A 19,746-nucleotide genomic window follows, 5' to 3' on the forward strand; every position below is an offset into this window, starting at 1 on the left:
CCGAAGGGGCGCCGGGGGTCCCCCGGCCGCAAGGCTGGGGGAGGAACTGCGCGACCAGCCACGACGGCGCGGCAGACGGCATATCGCGGCACTCCCAGCGGCGCGCTCGGCGCCGTGCCGGCCCCGCCGGGGGCCGCGCCGACTTCCAAGGTGTCCGGTGTCCGCCGGGACGGCCGTCAGCCTCCGAAGTCCTCCGGCAGCTCGGCGATCGGCAGCGGCTCCGCCGGCTTCTCCAGCGGCGGCAGCTCCGGCAGTTCCTCCCACGGCACCTGGATCTTTCTCAGGTCCGCCCGGATCCGCGCGGCGAGCTTTCTGGTGTCCCGGCGGTTCATGACCGCCCCCACCGCCGCGCCCACCATGAACGGCATCAGGTTGGGCAGGTCCCGCACCATCCGCTTCATGATCTGCTGGCGCAGCTCACGCTTCATCTGCCCGCCGAGGGCGTTGTTGACCGTCGACGGCTTCATCACGTCGATCCCGCGCTCCCCCGACCAGGAGGACAGATACGCGGTGCTACGGGCCTTCAGGTTCCCCGGCGGCCGCACGCCGTACACCTCGTGGAGCTCGGCGATCATCTTCAGCTCGATCGCCGCGACCCCGGTGATCTCCGCGGCCAGTTCGGTCGGCATCGCCGGCGGCACCGGCAGCATCGCCGCCGCTCCGACACCGGCCCCGACCGCCGAGGTCGCGCCCGCCGCGCCCGCCACCAGTTTGTCGGCCAGCTGCTCGGGCCCGAGGCCCGGGAACTGCCGACGCAGGGTCCCGAGGTCACGTACGGGGACACGCGGGGCGATCTCGATGATCCGGTCCGCGAGGTACGCCAGCCCCGCTTTCGCCCGGCTGCCGCCCTTACGGGCCCCTTCCCGGGCCATGTCCACGGCCTTGTCACGGATGGCCGCGGCCCTCCCCCGCTCTCGACTTCGCTCGAGCGGGGGGACCCCCGTCCGGGCGACGGGCGCGGGCCTGTCCGCCGGCGCCGGCGCCGGGAGGTCACCCCGGCCGGCCGCCGGTTCGAGCGAGGCTCCCGCATCGGGTGAGCCCCGCTCGTCATCACGCGCGCGTGGGCCGTCGGACGGCCCAGAGTCCGCTCCCGGCAAAGGGAAGCGGCGCTTCCGAGGTGGGGTCGAGCCGGTCATGCCCGACCCGTCCTCAGTCGCAGTCGCGGCAGATCGGCTGACCGTTCTTCTCCCGGGCCAGCTGGCTGCGGTGGTGCACCAGGAAGCAGCTCATGCAGGTGAACTCGTCCTGCTGCTTGGGCAGCACCCGGACGGCCAGCTCCTCGTTCGAGAGGTCCGCGCCGGGCAGCTCCAGGCCTTCGGCGGCCTCGAACTCGTCGACGTCCACCGAGGACGTCGACTTGTCGTTCCGCCTGGCCTTCAGCTCTTCAAGGCTGTCCGAGTCGACGTCGTCGTCGGTCTTGCGTGGAGTGTCGTAATCGGTTGCCATGTCGCTCTCCCCCTCTGGGTGTCTGCGGTGTCTCCAGCGCACGTAACGCGTGAGAGGCCGGACTTGTGCCCGACCCGAGGCGGAGATTTTGCCTCACATCAAGGTCTGTTACTCAATCGACACCCAACCGGACCCCTCGAGAGCGATCAGGTTGAATGGCGATGGGGACCGTACACGGTCCTGTCGAGACACTTCAAAGGCGCCTCACCCTGTACTTCCCGTGATCAAGACCCCTGAAAACAGGGATTTTCCCGGCTTTATTCCCCTGGCCATGATCACGGAGAGTAGATGGCCGGAAATCCGCCCTTGTGATCGATCACACAGAGGGGAACGTGCCGCGCCGCTGGAAAATTCAGCGCAAAGCGAACATCCCCCGCGTGTGTCGCGATCTTGTAACGGCGTCAGACCGGCAACGTGACCCGCATCACGAGACCGCCACCCTCCCGGGGCTGGGCCACGATGTGCCCGCCGTGCGCCCGGGCCACGGAACGCACGATGGACAGGCCGAGGCCCACTCCCTTGTCGCTGCCCGTCCGCTCGGTACGGAGCCGCCTGAAGGGCTCGAAGAGGTTGTCGATCTCGTATGCCGGGACCACCGGACCGGTGTTCGCGACGTAGAGCACCGCCTGCCCGTGCTGGACCTCGGTGTTGACCTCGACCCACCCGTCCTCGGGCACGTTGTAGCGCACCGCGTTCTGCAGCAGGTTCAGGGCGATCCGCTCCAGGAGCACACCGTTGCCCTGGACCACGGCGGGTTTCCGTACGCCCCGGATCGTCACGCCCTTGGCCTCCGCCTCGGTGTGCACCTGGTCGACGGCCTGGGAGGCCACCTCGGCCAGGTCGACCGGTTTGCGCTCGACGATCTGGTTGTCGCTGCGGGCGAGCAGCAGCAGGCCCTCCACGAGCTGCTCGCTGCGCTCGTTGGTGGCCAGCAGCGTCTTGCCGAGCTGCTGCAGCTCCACGGGCGCGCCCGGGTCCGAGAGATGCACCTCCAGGAGTGTGCGGTTGATCGCCAGGGGCGTGCGCAGCTCGTGCGAGGCGTTGCCGACGAACCGCTGCTGGGCGGTGAAGGCCCGCTGCAACCGCTCCAGCATGTCGTCGAAGGTGTCCGCGAGCTCCTTCAGCTCGTCGTCCGGGCCGTCCAGCTCGATCCGGCGGGACAGGTCCGAGCCGGCCACCGCGCGGGCGGTGCGGGTGATGCGGCCGAGCGGGGAGAGCACGCGGCCGGCCATCGCGTAGCCGAACGCGAAGGCGATCACGGCCAGGCCCAGCAGGGCGAGGAGTGAGCGGCTCAGCAGGTCGTCGAGCGCAGCCTGGCGCTGGTGGTCCACGCACTGGGCGATCGCGTTGTTGAAGTCCCCCAGGGACACGGAGCTGGCCGTGCCGGCCATGTTGATCGCGGGGCAGTTGTCGCTGGAGACCGACAGCTTGTCGAAGCCGACAATCTTGAAAAGCGGCTGGTTGCCGGTGCTGATCGCCTGGGCGGCGAGCAGGTAGATGATCGACAGCAGCAGGATGCCGGCGATCAGGAACATGCCGCCGTACAGCAGGGTGAGCCGTATGCGGATGGTCGGGCGCAGCCACGGCAGGACGGGCTGCGGCCTTCGGGGGTCCCAGGTGGGCTTGGGGGGTGCCTGTGGGGGTGCGGGGGTGGCGGCCACGGTCATCAGATCCGGTAACCCGAGCCGGGGACGGTGACGATCACCGGGGGCTCGCCCAGCTTGCGGCGCAGGGTCATCACGGTCACGCGTACGACGTTGGTGAAGGGGTCGGTGTTCTCGTCCCACGCCTTCTCCAGGAGCTGCTCGGCCGAGACCACGGCGCCCTCGCTGCGCATCAGCACCTCCAGCACCGCGAACTCCTTGGGCGCGAGCTGGACTTCCTTGCCGTCGCGGAAGACCTCGCGGCGGTTCGGGTCCAGCTTGATGCCGGCGCGCTCCAGGACGGGCGGCAGCGGCACGCTGGTACGGCGGCCGAGGGCGCGCACGCGCGCGATCAGCTCGCTGAAGGCGAAGGGCTTGGGGAGGTAGTCGTCGGCGCCGATCTCCAGGCCCTCGACGCGGTCGCTGACGTCGCCGGAGGCGGTGAGCATCAGCACGCGGGTGGGCATGCCGAGCTCGACGATCTTGCGGCAGACGTCGTCGCCGTGCACGAGGGGGAGGTCGCGGTCGAGGACGATCACGTCGTAGTCGTTGACGCCGATGCGCTCCAGGGCGGCCGCACCGTCGTACACGACGTCGACTGCCATGGCCTCCCGGCGCAGTCCGGTGGCCACCGCATCGGCGAGCAGTTGCTCGTCCTCGACGACGAGTACGCGCACGTCGCTTGTCCTTCCTCTGTCCACCCGCGTAGCGCGCACCGGCGCACCCGGGCAGGGGTCTTCTTGGGATGTGTGACCTCCATCCTGCCCTTTTCGGCCATAAGTCGGCAGTAAGACAGGGGCCTGGGCGGCCGGATCCGAGGCCGTCGGGCGGGAATGCGGGATTTTCTCCTGCGGTTGAGGTTTCCACGGAGAGGAGCGGGGGGAGGACGGCATGTACACCCCGCGATCACGCTCTGCATGTGCCGCAGCACCATGCGGTACGTACACCGCCGCTACAGCAGAGTGGACGATGGGGGTGTCCGGCACCGTCGCCGCCCAGCAGGGCAGCGCTGGGCACCCGCGAGAGACGTGATCGCCCCTTCCGAACGGCACACCCCCGTGCCACCGACCCACGACCCAGGACGAGGGGGCGCAGCATGGACGCATTCACCGCAGGACTTCTGCAGCGCATAAAGGCGACCGAGTCCGACATCACCCGGGCTCGTGACGAGGGTGACGACTTCCTCGTCGAAGTGGAGCAGGCCGAGCTCGACGACCTGCGCCGCCTCGCAGCCGAACACGGTGTGGAAGTCGGCGCGACCAGCGTCTGACAGTCCCGCAACACCGCATCACGAACAGGGCCCCGGCGAATCCAGCGCCGGGGCCCTGCTCGTACCTGATCCTTTCCCACCGCAACAGCGTTCGATTCCTGCCGCCGGAAAGGAGCGGGATCTTTCCGCGCCGCAACGGCGCTCGGCCGTCATGCCGGTGACCGGCGGTGACCGGCAGTGCCGTGCCCGCCTCAGCTCCGGCGGGCAGCGTCCCTCAGTCGTGCCACGCCCCGAAGTCCTCCAGGAGGCGCTGGAGGGGCTCGAAGACGCCCGGGGTGCCGGCGACCGTCAGGGCGCGTGCGGGGCCTTCTCCGGGGCGGCCGCCGGTCAGGGCGCCGGCCTCACGGGCGATGAGGTCCCCCGCGCCCCAGTCCCACGCGTTCAGCCCGCGCTCGTAGTAGCCGTCCAGCCGGCCGCAGGCCACGTCGCACAGGTCGATCGCGGCCGACCCGCTGCGCCGGATGTCGCGGAGCAGCGGGATCAGCCGGGCCGCGACCTCGGCCTGGTGGGTGCGGACGGCGGTGACGTAGTTGAAGCCGGTCGACACCAGCGCCTGGTCCAGCGGCGGCGCCGGACGGCAGCGCAGCTCACGCTCGCCCTCCCACGCCCCGGTCGCCCAGGCCCCGCCGCCGCGCACCGCGTGGTACGTCTCACCGCGCATCGGGGCCGCCACGACGCCGACCACGGTCTCCCCGTCCTGCTCGGCGGCGATGGAAACCGCCCAGGTCGGCAGTCCGTACAGGTAGTTGACCGTGCCGTCGAGCGGGTCGATCACCCAGCGGACGCCGCTCGTGCCCTCCGTCGACGCGCCCTCCTCGCCGAGGAAGCCGTCGCCGGGACGGTGGCCGGCGATCAGGTCGGTGATCAGCTTCTCCGCCGCGATGTCCATCTCGGTCACGACGTCGATCGGGCTGGACTTGGTCCGGGCCACGGCGAGGTCGGCCGGGCGGCCGTCCCGCAGCAGCTCGCCCGCGCGGGCGGCCGCCTCCCGGGCGAGGTCCAGCAGGTCCGTGTGCAGGGCGTCGGTCACGGGGTTCCTCACGCGTAGGGGCTGTCGGCGCCGGCCGCGGCCGGGCGGGGGGCGCGGGCCGGGCAGCAGCCGACCGGGCAGACGTTGTGGCTCGCGCCGAGCGCGCCCAGGGCGCACGGCGTGACCTCCCGCCCGCTCTCCGCGGCGGCGCGCTCCAGGACCAGCTCGCGGATCGCGGCGGCGAACCGCGGGTCGTCCCCGACGGTCGCGGACCGCCGTACCGGCAGACCGAGCTCCCCGGCCTTGGCCGTGGCCTCCGTGTCGAGGTCGTAGAGGACCTCCATGTGGTCGGAGACGAAGCCGATGGGGGCCATGACGACGGCCGGTACCCCGGCGCCGTGCAACGCCTCCAGGTGGTCGCAGATGTCCGGCTCCAGCCACGGGATGTGCGGGGCGCCGGAGCGGGACTGGTAGACGAGCCGCCAGGGGTGGTCGATGCCGGTGCGCTCCCGGACCGCGTCGGCGATCAGCTCGGCCACGTCCAGATGCTCCTCGACGTACGCGCCGCCCTCGCCGTGCGTCTCGACCGGGCCGGAGGTGTCGGCGCTCGCGGTCGGGATGGAGTGGGTGGTGAAGGCGATGTGGGCGCCCGCGCGGACGTCGTCGGGGAGGTCGGCGAGGGATGCCAGCACTCCGTCGATCATCGGGTCGAGGAAGCCGGGGTGGTTGAAGTAGTGCCGCAGCTTGTCGACCTTGGGGAGTTCGAGCCCCTCGGCCTCCAGCGCGGCCAGCGAGTCCGCGAGGTTCTCGCGGTACTGGCGGCAGCCCGAGTAGGAGGCGTAGGCGCTGGTGGCGAGCACCAGGATGCGGCGGCGGCCGTCGGCGACCATCTCGCGCAGGGTGTCCGTCAGGTACGGCGCCCAGTTGCGGTTGCCCCAGTAGATCGGCAGGTCCAGGCCGTGCTCGGCGAAGTCCTTGCGCAGGGCGTCCAGCAGGGCGCGGTTCTGGTCGTTGATCGGGCTGACCCCGCCGAACAGGAAGTAGTGCTGCCCGACTTCCTTGAGACGTTCCTTCGGGATACCGCGCCCGCGCGTCACGTTCTCCAGGAACGGGACCACGTCGTCCGGGCCTTCCGGGCCGCCGAAGGAGAGCAGGAGCAGGGCGTCGTAGGGGGTGGCATCGAGCGCGTCTGACATGAGCCGATCCTGCCACCCGGCACTGACGGCCCGGAAACAGGAGCGTGAAGAGTCGGATTCCGGAGGTTTATCCCCCGGCACCCAGCGGGTGCATCCGGGTGACCGCACTCGTAAGCTGTATCAGCCGCAGTCGCGCCTTACCCAGCTCAGTCGTCGGAGATCCCCGTGCCCAGCCCCTATCGTGCTCTGTTCGCCGCCCCCGGCAGCAAGGGCTTCTCCGCCGCGGGCTTCGTCGGCCGGATGCCGCTGTCCATGATGGGCATCGGCGTGGTCACGATGATCTCCCAGCTCAGCGGGCGGTACGGGCTCGCGGGCGCGCTGTCGGCCACCATCGCGCTGTCCGCCGCGGCGATCGGGCCGCAGGTGTCCCGGCTGGTCGACCTGCACGGCCAGCGCCGCGTCCTGCGCCCCGCGACCCTGCTCGCGCTCGCCGCGGCGGCCGGGCTGCTGTTCGCCGCGCACTACGGGTGGCCGGACTGGGTGCTGTTCGTGTGCGCCGCCGGGATCGGCGCGGTGCCGAGCCTGGGCGCGATGATCCGGGCCCGCTGGGCCGCCCTCTACGGGGGCACCCCGCAGCTGCACACCGCCTACTCGTTCGAGTCCGTCGTCGACGAGGTCTGCTTCATCTTCGGGCCGATCCTCTCCATCGGCCTGTCCACGACCTGGTTCCCGGAGGCGGGTCCGCTGCTGGCCGCCGGTTTCCTCGCCGCCGGCGTCTTCTGGCTGACCGCCCAGCGGGCCACCGAGCCCGAGCCGCACCCGCGCGGGCACCACGGAGGCGGTTCGGCGCTGCGCGCGCCCGGCCTCCAGGTGCTGGTGGCGACCTTCGTGGCCACCGGGGCGATCTTCGGGGCGGTCGACGTGGTGACCGTCGCCTTCGCCGACGAACGCGGCCACAAGGGCGCTTCCAGCGTCGTCCTGGCGCTGTACGCGGCGGGCTCCTGCGTCGCCGGAGCGGTCTTCGGGCTCATGAGGTTCGCGGGGAAGCCGGAACGCAGGTGGCTGCTGGGCATATGTGCGATGGCCGTGAGTATGATCCCCCTCCTACTGGTCGGAAACTTGCCGCTTCTGGCCGTGGCGCTGTTCGTTGCGGGCCTGTCCATCGCACCGACGATGATCACGACGATGTCCCTCATCGAAAAGCACGTACCTCGCGCGAAACTCACCGAGGGCATGACCTGGGTGAGCACCGGCCTCGCGGTCGGGGTGGCGCTCGGCTCCTCGGTCGCCGGCTGGGTGATCGACGCGGCCGGCGCCCGTGCCGGGTACGGGGTTCCGGCCGTGTCCGGTGCCGTCGCGGTCGCGGTCGGTTTCCTCGGGTACCGCCGGCTCAGCAGGCCGGTCACGGGTCGGGGAGGCACCGTTGAGCAGTACAGCGAGCGGGAAGAGCGGCACGTGGCGTAACTGGGGAGGGAACGTCACCGTCCGCCCCGCGCGGGAGATCGTGCCCGCCTCCGTGGACGAGCTGGCGGCGGCCGTACGGCAGGCGGCCGAGGACGGCCTGAAGGTGAAGGCGGTCGGCAGCGGCCACTCCTTCACCTCGATCGCCGCGACCGACGGTGTCTCGGTCCGCCCGCAGCTGTTGACCGGCATACGCAACATCGACCGCAAGGCCATGACGGTCACGGTCGAGGCCGGCACCCCGCTCAAGAGACTCAACGTGGCCCTGGCCCGTGAGGGCCTGTCGCTGACCAACATGGGCGACATCATGGAGCAGACGGTCTCCGGGGCCACCAGCACCGGCACCCACGGCACCGGCCGCGAGTCCGCCTCGCTCGCCGCCCAGATCAGGGAACTCGAACTGGTCACCGCGGACGGCTCGGTGCTCACCTGCTCCGAGAAGGAGAACCCGGAGGTCTTCGCGGCGGCGCGGGTCGGCCTCGGCGCGCTGGGCATCGTCACCGCGATCACGTTCGCGGTGGAGCCGGTCTTCCTGCTCACCGCGCGCGAGGAGCCGATGCCCCTGGACCGGGTACTCGCCGAGTTCGACCAGCTCCGGACCGAGAACGAGCACTTCGAGTTCTACTGGTTCCCGCACACCGGCAACACCAACACCAAGCGCAACAACCGCAGTGCGGGCCCGCCGCAGCCGGTGGGGCAGCTGGCCGGCTGGTTCGAGGACGAGTTCCTCTCCAACGGGGTCTTCCACGCCGCGCAGCTGCTCGGCCGCGCGGTGCCCGCCGTCGTCCCGACGGTCGCCCGGATCTCCAGCACGGCGCTGTCCGCGCGGTCGTACACGGACATTCCGTACAAGGTCTTCACGTCCCCGCGCCGGGTGCGGTTCGTGGAGATGGAGTACGCGGTGCCCCGCGAGGCGCTGGTGGACACGCTGCGGGAACTCAGGGCGATGGTCGACCGTTCCGGCCTCAGGGTGAACTTCCCGGTCGAGGTACGCACCGCCCCCGCCGACGACATCGCCCTGTCCACCGCCTCCGCCCGGGACAGCGCCTACGTCGCCGTGCACATGTTCCGGGGTACGCCGTACCAGGCGTACTTCACCGCCGCCGAGCGCATCTTCACCGCGCACGAGGGCCGTCCGCACTGGGGCAAGGTGCACACCCGGGACGCGGACTACTTCGCCGAGGTCTACCCGCGCTTCGGCGAGTTCACGGCGCTGCGGGATCGGCTCGATCCGGACCGGCTGTTCCAGAACGACTATCTGCGGAGGGTTCTGGGGCAGTAGCCGAGGAGCCGTCGGGCGCGGGGGCCGTGCTCGGCTCCCCGCTCGCGGACCCGCTCGGGGTTGCCGACGGAGACGGGGTCGGCGAAGCGGCCGTGCCGACACCGGACTTCGAGCCGGAGGAGCCCGAAGCACCCGTGGAATCCGTGGAATCCGCAGGGGCCGACGGGGTCGGTGGGTCCGACGGGTCCGTGGAGTCGGACGACCCCGGCGACGTGGTGGTGCCGGTGACCGCCCCGCCCACCGTCGTACCGGAGCCGCCGCTGAAGCTGTTGCCGGAGACCAGTTCGTACGTCGTTACGCCGGCCATGGTCACCGCGAACACCAGAGCGGCCGCGACCAGCGGGCGGCGCCGGGTCCGCACTCGGGCGCGGTAGACGGTGCCCTCGGTGAACTCGCCGGAGGCCGGGGGCGCTTGCTCCCGGGGAGGCGGGGTTCTGGACCCGGTCACCGCCGCGTCGCGGAACTGTTCGCCGGTGCGCCTGAAGAAGTGCTGGAACACCGAGCCGCCGCAGGTGGCGATCACGCTGACGACTCCGGCGCCGAGGATCGTGCCGTACACCCCGAAGTAGGACGCGAGTTTGGCGGCCACCACCGCGGCCACCGCGCTGCCCGCGACCTGGGGCACGCTGAGGTCGATCCGCTTCGGACTTCCCTTCACCTCCTCCCCCGTACTGGTCGCGTCACCGGAACCGGGCCTTTCGCGCATTCCCGAACCTTGCCTGCCTTTCCCGCACTTGTTCGATCGACTGCAAAAGAAAGGGACGTACGGACGAAACCATTAGTTCCGTTTCTGTGGATTGCGTGAAGTACGCCACGTTCAAGATCGCCCGATAGGGGCAAACGGCGGCCGGGGGGCGGTTGTTGCCAGAAGTTGGACGGCGCGCCAATCCACGCGCGTGGCCCGAATGGAGTACTGTTGCGAGCCCTGGGTCCGGTCTCCCGCCAGGGCGTCCGAGGCCTTGCAGGACCGCCGGGAGGGGGCTAGTTGCACAGGGTGACGGAGTTGGTCACTTAGCGTTGCGAATAGGTAACCGTGCCATAACGGCGGTGCAGGGCCCGTGCCCGACACGCCGGGCAACTCGGCAAGGTTGTGGCAGGCTGCACCCGGGCAGGCCACACTCGACTAGCGGAAGCAGCGACGCACGTGACGTCGGCAGGCACCACCCGGGAGGTCCCCATGCCCGAACTGCGTGTCGTGGCCGTCTCCAATGACGGCACACGGCTGGTGCTCAAGGCTGCCGACTCAACGGAGTACACCCTTCCGATCGACGAACGGCTCCGTGCCGCCGTACGCGGCGACCGGCCCCGGCTCGGTCAGATCGAGATCGAGGTCGAGAGCCATCTCCGGCCCCGAGACATCCAGGCGCGGATACGAGCGGGCGCGACGGCCGAAGAGGTCGCGCAACTCGCCGGGATCCCCGTCGACCGGGTGCGGCGCTTCGAGGGTCCGGTACTGGCCGAGCGCGCCTTCATGGCCGAGCGGGCCCGCAAGACGCCGGTCCGCAGGCCCGGCGAGAACTCCGGGCCGCTGCTCGGCGAGGCCGTGCAGGAGCGGCTGGTGCTGCGCGGTGCCGAGAAGGACACCGTGCAGTGGGACTCCTGGCGCCGCGACGACGGCACCTGGGAGGTCCTGCTCGTCTACCGGGTCGCGGGCGAACCGCACTCGGCGAGCTGGACCTACGACCCGCCGCGGCGGCTCGTCCAGGCGGTCGACGACGAGGCGCGCTCGCTGATCGGCGAGTCCGACGACCTCGCCGTACCGGAGCCCAGCTTTCCGTTCGTGCCGCGCATCGCGCGGTTGCCGCGCGACCGTCCGCTGGACCGTTCCGGCGACCGGGACCGTGAGCGGCCGAGCCTGCCCGCGCAGTCGTCCGAACCGGTCGAGGAGACGACCGGCGAACGCGACTCGCTGACCAGCCTGCTGGAGGCGGTGCCGAGCTTCCGGGGCGACATGGTGGTCCCGGAGCGCCCGGTGGAGGTGCCGGAGGAGCCCGCTCCGGAACCGGCCGCGGAGGAGCCCCCGGCGCCGGCGGCCTCGGCGGGCTCCGCCTACGCGGACGTCCTCATGCCCCGCTCCGTCGGCAGCCATCGCGACCGGCTGATCGGTGCCACCGACCGCCAGGCCGAGGCGGACGGCGTCCGGCCCGGCCGCCGGGCCGCGGTGCCGAGCTGGGACGAGATCGTCTTCGGGACGCGGCGCAAGAAGCAGGAGTAAGAGGCTGAAGCAGGAGGGAGGGGGCACGCACGCGTGCCCCCTCCCTTCGTTGCGCTACTGCGGGTCGGGGCCGACCGCCACCGGACGGGACGGGTCGGCGGACCACTCCGACCACGAACCGACGTACAGCGCCGCCGGAATGCCCGCGACGGCCAGCGCCAGCACCTCGTGGGCACCGGAGACGCCCGAGCCGCAGTACACGCCCACCTCGGCCCCCTCCGAGGCGCCCAGGCCCTTGAAGCGGTCACGGAGTTCGGCCGCGGGCAGGAAGCGGCCGTCCGGGCCGACGTTCTCCGTGGTCGGCGCCGACACGGCGCCCGGGATGTGGCCGCCGACCCGGTCGATCGGCTCCACGTCACCCCGGTACCGCTCCCCCGCACGGGCGTCGAACAGCACACCTGAACGAGCCAGCGCCGCCGCCCCGTCCGCGTCGAGCAACTGCCCGGCACCGGGGGCCGGTTCGAAGTCACCCTCGGCCGGCTCGGTGACGTCGGCCGAAAGAGCGCCGGTCCAGGACGGCAACCCGCCGTCGAGGACCCGCACGTCCGGGTGACCCGTCCAGCGCAGCAGCCACCAGGCGCGCGCCGCCGCCCAGCCCTGTCCGCCGTCGTACACCACGACCGGACGGTCCGCCGACACCCCCGCGCGGCGCATCGCCGCACCGAAGACCGTCAGGTCGGGCAGCGGATGCCGGCCGTTCCCGCCGGGCGGCGAGGCGAGTTCGCCGTCCAGGTGCACGTAGACGGCGCCCGGCAGGTGCCCGGCCGCGTAGGCCGCCCGGCCGTCGAAGGGCGGGGTGCCGGGCGGGGTCAGCTGCCAGCGGACGTCCAGCAGGACGGGCGGAGTCGGCCCGGTCAGGACGTCGGCGAGTTCGGTTGCGGTGATGATGGCTTCCATGGCCCCATCCTTACGCCAGGGGTGGCCGCATCGTCCAGGTCCGACTACTCTGCTCGGCCGGACAGGCTCGATCACCGGGCGTACGGGATCGGGCACATGCTGTACAGCTGATGGACACCCGACGGCAATCGACCGGAAACGGGCGAGAAGCGGCAGACCAGGCATCCTCGCGGCGAAGCCGCCCCACGGTCGTGCACGCAGAGCGCCACGGAGGGTGCGAGCATCGGCACGGGGCGTGCCCGCGGCTGCGGCACAGCCGGTCCGGAGAGCGGAAGCGACACGGCCACCGTGAGGGGCCGAGGAGAGAGTGACGATGACCGAGGTACGGGGATCGGCGGGCGCGAACGGCGGCACGCACGCTCGGCGCGCGCCCGGCACCCCCTGCTGGGTGAGTCTGATGGTGCACGGCTTGACCGCGACCGAGGAGTTCTACGGAACCCTGTTCGACTGGGAGTTCGAGCCCGGCCCCCAGCAGCTCGGCCCGTATGTCCGGGCGCTGCTCGACGGGCAGGAGGTCGCGGGGATCGGGCAGCTGTCGCCGGACCTGCGTCTGCCGATCGCGTGGACGCCGTACTTCGCCTCGGACGACGTGGACCTGACGGCCGAGACGGCCCGGCTGTGCGGTGGCACGGTGGGCGTCGGCCCGCTGGACGCGGCCGAGGCCGGGCGGATGGCGATCGCCTCCGACCCCTCGGGCGCGGTGTTCGGCATCTGGCAGGGATCGGCCCATCTCGGCACGACCGTGACCGGCGTCCCGGGCACACCGGTCTGGGACGAGCTGCTCACCTTCGAGACGTCGAGCGTCGCCAAGTTCTACGAGACGGTGTTCGGTTACGAGGAGGAGCCGGTGGTGTCCGCCGACTTCGACTACGTGACCCTGCACGTCGGGGGCCGCCCGGTGGCCGGCATCCACGGCGTCGGCCTCTCGCTGCCCCGGGACCGGGGGCCGCACTGGCTGACGTACTTCGAGGTGGCCGACGCGGACGCGACCCTGCGGGAGGTCGCCGAGCTGGGCGGGCAGGTGCTGAAGCCGGCCCGGGACAGCGCACACGGGCGGGTCGCGACGGTGGCCGACCCGGAGGGCGCGGTCTTCTCGGTGGTCCAGGGGCCGCGCTGAGCCACCGCCGGGGGGGGGGGGGGGGGGGGGCCCCCCCCCCCCCCCCCCCCCGCCGCGGCCGGCGGGGGGGGCGGGGGGGGGGGGGCGGGGGCGGGGCGGGGGGGGGGGGGGGGGGGGGGGGGGGGGGGGGGGGGGGGCCCCCGGGGGGGGGGGGGGGGGGGGGCCCCCCCCCCCCCCCCGCCGCGGAGACGTCGCTCAGTGCTTACGGCACTTGCTGACGTCGATCCGTACGATCTGCGGGTCGTGGTCGCTGGCCTGGTCGGCGAACTCGGCGTTGATGTGCACCACGTCGTAGTCGACGTGGGTCACCGCCGGGCTGGTCAGGATGTGGTCCAGGGTCTGCGAGTTGCCGTCGTAGACGTAGGTGTAGCGCTCGGCGGCCGGCAGGGTGGTGATCAGCGGGGTCAGGACGCCGCCGTCCGTCAGGTCGGTCACCGTCTGCGAGAACTCGTAGTCGTTCAGGTCGCCGAGGACGACGGCCTTGGCGTCCTCGTCCGCCTTGAGCAGCGACCTGACGAAGGTGTTGACCTCGGTGGCCTGGGCCGCGCGCTGGGCCTCCGAGCCGCGGGCCGGCGGCTGGTAGCGGCCGTGCAGGGGCTGGTCACCGCCCTTGGAGACGAAGTGGTTGGCGACGACGAAGACGGTCTGGCCGTGGAAGACGAACTCGCCCACCAGCGGCTTGCGGCTGTCGTCCCAGGCGTCGCTGGTCGGGTCGATCCGGCCGGGAGAGTAGGTGAGCCGGGCCCCCTTGTGCGTCGTGACGACACCCGTGCCCGTGGTGGCGTCGCCGCCGGGACGGTCGGTGAAGGAGACCCGCTTCGGGTTGAGGAGGAAGACCTGGCGGATGTTGCCGCCGGGCTCGCCGCCGTCCTTGTCGTTCTCCGGTGAGATGTAGCGCCAGGAGTAACGCGGGCCGCCGGCCGCGCGGATGGCGTCGGTGAACCTCTTGAGGGTCGCCTCGGCGGTGACGGTGCCGTCGTCCGTCGCGCCGTTGTCGTCCTGGATCTCCTCCAGGGCCACGATGTCGGGCGAGTTGAGGTTGACCGCGACGCCCTCGGCGAGCCGGTCGAACTTCTCCTGGTCGTCCAGCGCGTCCAGGTTCTCCACGTTGTAGGTGGCGACCGCGAGCTCGTCGCCCTTCTGGCGGCGGGTGACCTCCCGCTTCAGGCCGTTGTCGACGAGGGTGCCGAGCTGGGTGGACTGGACGTTGTAGCCGCCGTAGGTGGAGTAGTCGAGCGGGCCGGTCGTGGTGCCGGACAGCTCGTCGCCCACGTCGGCGGCCGGGAAGGCGGTGGCGGTGTCCAGGGACATCACCTCGATGCGGCCGGTGTTGGGCTGGTCGTAGGAGGAGTAAAGGGTGCCGCCGCGGGGGGTCGGGTTCTCGTCGGGCTTGACGGTGACCCACAGTTCGCCGTACGCGTCGCTCGCGCCGACCACCCGGGCGTCGGCGAACGTCGTCCGCATGCCCTCCAGGGACTCGTAGAAGTCCTGGGCGTAGACGGCCGGCTGGAGGGCGAGGGACTCGATGCTGCCGCCGTCGGCGGTGGGGACGTACGCGTCCGGTACGGAGGCCGCGTCCAGGGTGACGGCCGCGGGCAGCGCGTTGCCGCCGGAGAGCACGGTCGCGGTCGGTCCGTCGATCTCGGTGACCGACTGGCTGGTGCTGCTCGGGTAGTACTCGCTGACCTTGCCGCTGACCAGCACCGAGTCGCCGACCGCCACGGTGGGGGCGGCCGAGCCGGTGTAGACGAAGACGCCCTCGCTGGTGCGCGGGTCGGCGTCCGGCGTCGGGTCCTGGATCCAGTAGCCCTTGGAGCCGGACGTACGGACGCCGGTGACGATGCCCGGCACCTTGGCGACGGTCTGCCCGGCGAGCGGGGACCTGCGGGTGGTGCCCTGGATGTCGTGGACGCGGACGGTGCCCGGCTGGGTCGGGTCGTCGTCCCCTCCCCCGCCGCCGTCACCCGAACCCGGTGTCTGTCCAGCCGAGTTGACCGGCGAGGGCGTGCCGGCGGTGAGGTCCGCCGCGTTGTCGTCCGTGTCGGCCGGCGTCTCGGACCGGGCCACGGAGGCGGTGTTGGAGGCGCCGGTGACCGGGCCGCTGCCCTCGCGGACCACCGCGGTGCCGTAGCCGACCAGGTCGACGATACGGCTGTCGGCCGCGCAGTCGGCGGCGGTCTTGCAGGTCAGCGCGGTGGTGCCGGAGACGAGGGCGATGGTGCCGATGGTCGCGCTCATCGCGATCGAGCCGGTCGCGTCCGGGGTCGGCAGGGCCGTGGTGCCGCCGCTGCCCTGCGACTCGGCGACCAGGAAACGGCCGCCGGGCGCGACGGACCCGCCGAGTGCGGTCACCTGCCACTGCGAGGACGCCGACGGCGCCCCGGGCAGGTACTGCACGCTGTAGCCGGCCAGGCTGTAGGCCGCGGACCCGGCGTTGCCGAGCTCCACGAAGTCCCGGGTCAGGGTCGCGCCGGAGTTGCCGCCACCGCCGTACACCTCGGCGATCACCGCCGAGGCGGACGGCGTGGCGTACGCGGCGGGAAGGGCGGTCATCGCGAACGCGCTCGCCACGCTCACGGAAATCAGCGGGTAGGCGGCGCGGCGCATGCGGGATCTGCTCCCTGCGGGTCTGGACACGCTTGCGGTCTCCTCGGACGTCGGATGCTTCAACGCGCCGCGGGTGGGCGGCGCTTGAACCGGGCGCGTGGGGGGAGGCCGACCCAAGTTACGCGTGTAGATGGGGGGTCGCCAAGGAGTCCCGGGTTAAATCCAGGGAACGGAGGGGTGGTCGGCGGGGCGCCCTGGTCAACGCTGTTCTCCCGACCCGCCGATGCGCGCCCCGTGCAGCCACTCGACCTTGTCGTACAGCTCGTCGACCGTGAGGCCGGACAGCATGGTGTTGCGGGCGGCAGCGGCGTCTCCGGCCGGGTGGTAGAGCTGTTCGCCTATGGCACGGGACACCAACTGGGCCCTGGCGGCACGCTCGTACCGCTCGGCGTTGTACTTCTCCAGGCGTTGCGGGACGTCCCCCGCCGCGCCCGCGAGCAGTTGGCCGATGAGGACGGCGTCCTCAAGGGCCATGCAGGCGCCCTGGGCCGCGTACTGGAGCATCGGGTGCGCGGCGTCGCCGAGGAGGGCGACGCGGCCGTCCGTCCAGCGTTCGACCGGGTCGCGGTCGCACAGGACCCACTCCTTCCAGTCGGTCCCCAGTTCCAGCAGTTGCCGGGCGGTGTCGCTCAGTCCGGGGAACTCGGACAGGACGTGCGTCCGCTCCGCGGGCCTGCCGACCACGACGTCCCGGGCGCCGTCGTCGCGGGTGACCGCCAGGTTGAGGAACTTCCCGCTGCCGATGGGGTAGTGGACGAAGTGCCACCTGGGGCCGGCCCACACGGTGACGGTGTTCCAGCGCAGTTCCCGCGGGACCCGCTCCATGGGGATGACGGACCGGTAGATCGTGTGGCCGGACACGCGAGGCGCGCCGTCTCCGACGAGTTGGCCGCGCACGGCGGAGCGGATGCCGTCGGCGCCGACGAGCGCGGAGCCGGTGAAACGCCGCCCGGTGTCGGTGATCGCCGTGACGCCGGCCGGGTCCTGTTCGTACCGGGTCACGGAGGAGTTGGTGTGGAGCGTGATGTTCCGCTCGGCTGCACAGCCGTCCAGGAGCGTCTGGTAGAGGTCGCCGCGGTGCACGACGGCGTAGGGGTTCCCGAAGCGGGTGCGGTATGCGCTGGTGAGCGGCATGCTCGCGACCCGCTGTCCGGTGGTGCCGTCCATGAACCTCAGCTCGTCGGTGTACACCGCGTGCCGACGGGCCGCCGCGCCGACGCCGAGACGGTCCAGGGCGTGGAAGGCGTTCGGGCCCAGCTGGATGCCCGCGCCCAGTTCGCCGAAGGCGTCCCTGCGTTCCAGTACGACGACCTGGTGGTGGCGCGCGATGCTCAGCGCCGCCGCGAGGCCGCCGATACCGCCCCCGGCAATGAGTACCTTCATCGTCATCCTTGTCGTTGTGGGGAAGCTGGTCGGGAGGTCGGGGGAAGGATCCGTCGCGGTTGCGACGGGAGCGCGGGCTCAGCCGGCGAAGGCGAGGCCCAGGCGGGCCAGCCGCACGGTGTCGTACGTGCCCTCCGTGGTGGCCTCGACGTCGAAGGCGTGCCGTTCGGTGGGCGGGTAGCCGATGAGTTCGGCGGCCCGGGCCGGCAGGGGCGCGGCCGCGGCCTCAGCCGATTCCCACAGGAAGACGGCGCCCCACCGGTCGGTGCGCTCGTCCGAGATCCACACCTTCAGGCGCAGCCCCGGCACCCGGGAGAAACGGTCCACGGCCTCGTCGCGCAGGAAGTTCCGGAGCGAGGCGATGGTCTGCGCGGACCGGTCGAGCTGCCACCAGGCGATCACCACGTGCACGTGCGCAGCACCCCTTCGAGCGCGTCCCCGACGATGCGTACGCCGTCCTGGGTGAGCACGGACTCGGCGTGGAACTGCATGGAGGCGAAACCCGGCCCGCGCAGCGCGTGGATCTCCTGGGTGGCGCCGTCCCGGCTCGCCTCGACGATCCCCGTGCCCGGAACCTCGAACTCGTCCTGTGTGCCGCGGGCGGCGAACGTGTTGTAGAAGCCCACCCGTTCCCGCGCCCCGAACAGGTCGATCTCCCGCTGGACCCCCTGGTTGGGCACCGGACGGCGCACCAGTTCCAGGCCGAGCAGGGTGCTGAGCACCTGATGGCTCAGGCAGACGGCGAGGAAGGGCCGACGCTGGTCCAGCAGCGCGCGGATCGCGGACCGCAGGTGTGCGATCTTGGGGTGCCCGGTGTCGCGCGGATCACCGGGGCCGGGGCCCATGACGACGAGTTCGTGGCCGTCGAAGGAGTAGGGCTCGTCGAAGCGCCGCACGGTCGGCTTCAGCCCCATGGCCCGCAGCTGGTGGCCGATCATGGAGGTGAAGGCGTCCTCCGCGTCCACCACGAGGACCCGGCGGCCGGCCAGTTCGGACCTGGGGCCGGCCCGGTGGGCGCGCTCGCCGATCCAGAACCCGGCGATCGAGTCGTTGCGCCGGCCGAGGGCCTGGCGTACCCGCGGGTGGTCGGCGAGGCGCGTGGGGTCCTCGGCGCCCAGGGCGGCGAGGAGGCCGGCCGCCTTGGCCCGCGTCTCGTCGACCTCCGAGCCCGGGTCCGAGTGCCGTACCAGGGTGGCACCGACGCCGATGCTCAGCCGGCCCGTGTCGTCGATGTCGGCGGTGCGGATCAGGATCGCGGAGTCGAGCGTGCGCCGTCCCTGCTCGTCCTGCCCGATCAGGGCGGCCACGCCGCTGTAGTAGCCGCGCCCGCGGGGCTCGTAACGGTTGATCACCCGGCAGGCGCTCTCCAGCGGACTGCCCGTCACCGTCGGGGCGAACAGGGTCTCCCGCAGGATGGTGCGGGGATCGTGGTCGCTCGCGCCCTCGATGAAGTACTCGGTGTGGGCGAGCCGCGCCATCTCCTTCAGATACGGCCCCACGACCCGGGGAGCGGGGTCGCAGACGCGGGCCATCATCTTGAGCTCCTCGTCGACGACCATGTACAGCTCGTCGGTCTCCTTGCGGTCGGCGAGGAACTCCATCACCCCCGGCAGGGTGGGACCGGAGGGCGGGTAGCGGTAGGTGCCGCTGATCGGGTTCATCACGGCGCGGCCGGCCCGCAGGCTCACGTGCCGCTCGGGGGAGGCGCCGACGAAGGTGCGGTCGCCGGTGTGCACGACGAACGTCCAGTACGCGCCCTGCTCCCGCTCCAGCAGCCGCCGGAAGAACGCCAGGGCGCTGTGCACGGTGTAGCCGGTGATGTCGGCGACGAACGACCGCTTGATGACGAAGTTCGCTCCCTCGCCCGTGCCGATCTCGTCCGTGATCACCTTGCGGACGATTCCGGCGTATTCGTCGTCGTCCAGGTCGAAGTCGCCGCCGCCGAGCACGACCGGCTCGTCCGGCAGCCGCCGCAGGGCGTCGCCCAGCGGGACAGAGGTCTGCTCCGCCACGGTGATCGCGATCAGCGGTTCGCCGTCGTCGGCGCAGGCGTAGCCGCGCTCGGCGACCTGGCGGTAGGGGATCAGCGCCAGGACCTCGTGGCGCGCCCCGGCATCGGGATCGGGCGCCTCGCTCAGGGGTATCCGGGCGACGGCGTCCACCGTCGACGTCGTACCCCACAGGACCTCCAGGGTGTCCGCGCCGCCGGCTTCGGGACGGTGCAGCAGCGCGAAGGCGGGCGGCCGCGGCCCGAGGATCCGGTCGAGCGGGTCGGGTGCCATACGGGGGGTCTCCTCGTTCATCGGCTCGTTGATCGGC

At 71.9% G+C, this 19,746-nt stretch carries 17 protein-coding genes; 5 read left to right on the plus strand and 12 right to left on the minus strand.

Annotated features, from left to right (window positions below; translation table 11 throughout):
• Window positions 1-176 precede the first annotated feature (176 nt).
• The 4 genes from ACZ4UV_RS42125 to ACZ4UV_RS42140 all read right to left on the minus strand — a co-directional run bounded on the left by ACZ4UV_RS42125 (window position 177) and on the right by ACZ4UV_RS42140 (window position 3,766).
• A complete protein-coding gene (locus tag ACZ4UV_RS42125) occupies window positions 177-1,136 on the minus strand; it encodes a hypothetical protein (RefSeq protein ID WP_451020889.1) in 960 nt (319 codons plus the stop codon).
• Window positions 1,137-1,149: 13 nt separating this feature from the next.
• Entirely contained in the window at window positions 1,150-1,446 is a 297-nt protein-coding gene (locus ACZ4UV_RS42130; protein WP_003997302.1) for a DUF4193 domain-containing protein, read from the minus strand.
• A gap of 401 nt (window positions 1,447-1,847) precedes the next feature.
• The gene (locus ACZ4UV_RS42135; protein WP_451020893.1) at window positions 1,848-3,107 is read right to left on the minus strand and encodes a sensor histidine kinase; all 1,260 of its coding nucleotides are present in this window, start codon (window positions 3,105-3,107) and stop codon (window positions 1,848-1,850) included.
• A gap of 5 nt (window positions 3,108-3,112) precedes the next feature.
• On the minus strand, window positions 3,113-3,766 hold the full coding sequence (locus tag ACZ4UV_RS42140) for a response regulator transcription factor (protein WP_356203304.1): 654 nt from the start codon (window positions 3,764-3,766) through the stop codon (window positions 3,113-3,115).
• A 419-nt stretch (window positions 3,767-4,185) separates the two neighbouring features.
• Between ACZ4UV_RS42140 and ACZ4UV_RS42145 the strand changes: the two genes are divergently transcribed.
• Window positions 4,186-4,359, plus strand: coding sequence for a hypothetical protein (locus ACZ4UV_RS42145; RefSeq protein WP_167450044.1), 174 nt, complete (start codon window positions 4,186-4,188; stop codon window positions 4,357-4,359).
• A gap of 214 nt (window positions 4,360-4,573) precedes the next feature.
• On the opposite strand, the gene ACZ4UV_RS42150 is transcribed toward ACZ4UV_RS42145, so the two are convergent.
• Complete coding sequence (locus tag ACZ4UV_RS42150; protein WP_451020888.1) at window positions 4,574-5,389, minus strand: inositol monophosphatase family protein; 816 nt, start codon at window positions 5,387-5,389, stop codon at window positions 4,574-4,576.
• A gap of 8 nt (window positions 5,390-5,397) precedes the next feature.
• Window positions 5,398-6,525: a ferrochelatase gene (locus tag ACZ4UV_RS42155; protein ID WP_451020887.1), complete on the minus strand. Its 1,128-nt coding sequence runs from the start codon at window positions 6,523-6,525 to the stop codon at window positions 5,398-5,400.
• A gap of 165 nt (window positions 6,526-6,690) precedes the next feature.
• Between ACZ4UV_RS42155 and ACZ4UV_RS42160 the strand changes: the two genes are divergently transcribed.
• Both ACZ4UV_RS42160 and ACZ4UV_RS42165 read left to right on the plus strand, forming a co-directional pair.
• Window positions 6,691-7,929 carry an MFS transporter gene (locus tag ACZ4UV_RS42160; RefSeq protein WP_390035044.1) on the plus strand — a complete coding sequence of 413 codons (1,239 nt, stop codon included), beginning with the start codon at window positions 6,691-6,693 and terminating at the stop codon, window positions 7,927-7,929.
• Complete coding sequence (locus tag ACZ4UV_RS42165; RefSeq protein ID WP_451020886.1) at window positions 7,889-9,208, plus strand: D-arabinono-1,4-lactone oxidase; 1,320 nt, start codon at window positions 7,889-7,891, stop codon at window positions 9,206-9,208. The genes ACZ4UV_RS42160 and ACZ4UV_RS42165 overlap by 41 nt, the downstream gene beginning before the upstream one ends.
• Here the strand turns inward: ACZ4UV_RS42165 and ACZ4UV_RS42170 are convergent.
• Complete coding sequence (locus ACZ4UV_RS42170) at window positions 9,132-9,914, minus strand: hypothetical protein (protein ID WP_467845409.1); 783 nt, start codon at window positions 9,912-9,914, stop codon at window positions 9,132-9,134. The two genes, ACZ4UV_RS42165 and ACZ4UV_RS42170, sit on opposite strands and share 77 nt — an antisense overlap.
• A 471-nt stretch (window positions 9,915-10,385) precedes the next feature.
• On the opposite strand from ACZ4UV_RS42170, the gene sepH reads away from it, so the two are divergent.
• Entirely contained in the window at window positions 10,386-11,423 is a 1,038-nt protein-coding gene (gene sepH / locus ACZ4UV_RS42175) for a septation protein SepH (RefSeq protein WP_390035047.1), read from the plus strand.
• Window positions 11,424-11,477: 54 nt separating this feature from the next.
• Here the strand turns inward: sepH and ACZ4UV_RS42180 are convergent, their stop codons facing one another.
• Window positions 11,478-12,320: a sulfurtransferase gene (locus ACZ4UV_RS42180; RefSeq protein ID WP_451023067.1), complete on the minus strand. Its 843-nt coding sequence runs from the start codon at window positions 12,318-12,320 to the stop codon at window positions 11,478-11,480.
• Between the two features lie 313 nt (window positions 12,321-12,633).
• On the opposite strand from ACZ4UV_RS42180, the gene ACZ4UV_RS42185 reads away from it, so the two are divergent.
• Window positions 12,634-13,437, plus strand: a complete 804-nt coding sequence (locus tag ACZ4UV_RS42185; RefSeq protein WP_467845412.1) for a VOC family protein — start codon at window positions 12,634-12,636, stop codon at window positions 13,435-13,437.
• A 195-nt stretch (window positions 13,438-13,632) separates the two neighbouring features.
• On the opposite strand, the gene ACZ4UV_RS42190 is transcribed toward ACZ4UV_RS42185, so the two are convergent.
• The 4 genes from ACZ4UV_RS42190 to ACZ4UV_RS42205 all read right to left on the minus strand — a co-directional run bounded on the left by ACZ4UV_RS42190 (window position 13,633) and on the right by ACZ4UV_RS42205 (window position 19,709).
• Window positions 13,633-16,044 (minus strand): endonuclease/exonuclease/phosphatase family protein, encoded by a 2,412-nt coding sequence (locus ACZ4UV_RS42190; RefSeq protein ID WP_467845516.1) that lies wholly within the window; start codon window positions 16,042-16,044, stop codon window positions 13,633-13,635.
• Window positions 16,045-16,242: 198 nt separating this feature from the next.
• Complete coding sequence (locus ACZ4UV_RS42195; protein WP_451018894.1) at window positions 16,243-17,427, minus strand: 3-hydroxybenzoate 6-monooxygenase; 1,185 nt, start codon at window positions 17,425-17,427, stop codon at window positions 16,243-16,245.
• Between the two features lie 78 nt (window positions 17,428-17,505).
• Window positions 17,506-17,838 carry a hypothetical protein gene (locus ACZ4UV_RS42200; protein WP_390035050.1) on the minus strand — a complete coding sequence of 111 codons (333 nt, stop codon included), beginning with the start codon at window positions 17,836-17,838 and terminating at the stop codon, window positions 17,506-17,508.
• Complete coding sequence (locus ACZ4UV_RS42205) at window positions 17,826-19,709, minus strand: anthranilate synthase family protein (protein WP_451018906.1); 1,884 nt, start codon at window positions 19,707-19,709, stop codon at window positions 17,826-17,828. The genes ACZ4UV_RS42200 and ACZ4UV_RS42205 overlap by 13 nt, the downstream gene beginning before the upstream one ends.
• Window positions 19,710-19,746 lie beyond the last annotated feature (37 nt).

It is taken from the genome of Streptomyces sp. NPDC028289 (assembly GCF_055565975.1).

Bases quoted from the DNA above. Each gene is read 5' to 3' on its own strand.
- ACZ4UV_RS42125 (WP_451020889.1), bottom strand. From the start codon at position 1,136: ATGACCGGCTCGACCCCACCTCGGAAGCGCCGCTTCCCTTTGCCGGGA.
- ACZ4UV_RS42130 (WP_003997302.1), bottom strand. From the start codon at position 1,446: ATGGCAACCGATTACGACACTCCACGCAAGACCGACGACGACGTCGAC.
- ACZ4UV_RS42145 (WP_167450044.1), top strand. From the start codon at position 4,186: ATGGACGCATTCACCGCAGGACTTCTGCAGCGCATAAAGGCGACCGAG.
- ACZ4UV_RS42155 (WP_451020887.1), bottom strand. From the start codon at position 6,525: ATGTCAGACGCGCTCGATGCCACCCCCTACGACGCCCTGCTCCTGCTC.
- ACZ4UV_RS42170 (WP_467845409.1), bottom strand. From the start codon at position 9,914: ATGCGCGAAAGGCCCGGTTCCGGTGACGCGACCAGTACGGGGGAGGAG.
- sepH (WP_390035047.1), top strand. From the start codon at position 10,386: ATGCCCGAACTGCGTGTCGTGGCCGTCTCCAATGACGGCACACGGCTG.
- ACZ4UV_RS42180 (WP_451023067.1), bottom strand. From the start codon at position 12,320: ATGGAAGCCATCATCACCGCAACCGAACTCGCCGACGTCCTGACCGGG.
- ACZ4UV_RS42185 (WP_467845412.1), top strand. From the start codon at position 12,634: ATGACCGAGGTACGGGGATCGGCGGGCGCGAACGGCGGCACGCACGCT.
- ACZ4UV_RS42190 (WP_467845516.1), bottom strand. From the start codon at position 16,044: ATGCGCCGCGCCGCCTACCCGCTGATTTCCGTGAGCGTGGCGAGCGCG.
- ACZ4UV_RS42195 (WP_451018894.1), bottom strand. From the start codon at position 17,427: ATGAAGGTACTCATTGCCGGGGGCGGTATCGGCGGCCTCGCGGCGGCG.
- ACZ4UV_RS42205 (WP_451018906.1), bottom strand. From the start codon at position 19,709: ATGGCACCCGACCCGCTCGACCGGATCCTCGGGCCGCGGCCGCCCGCC.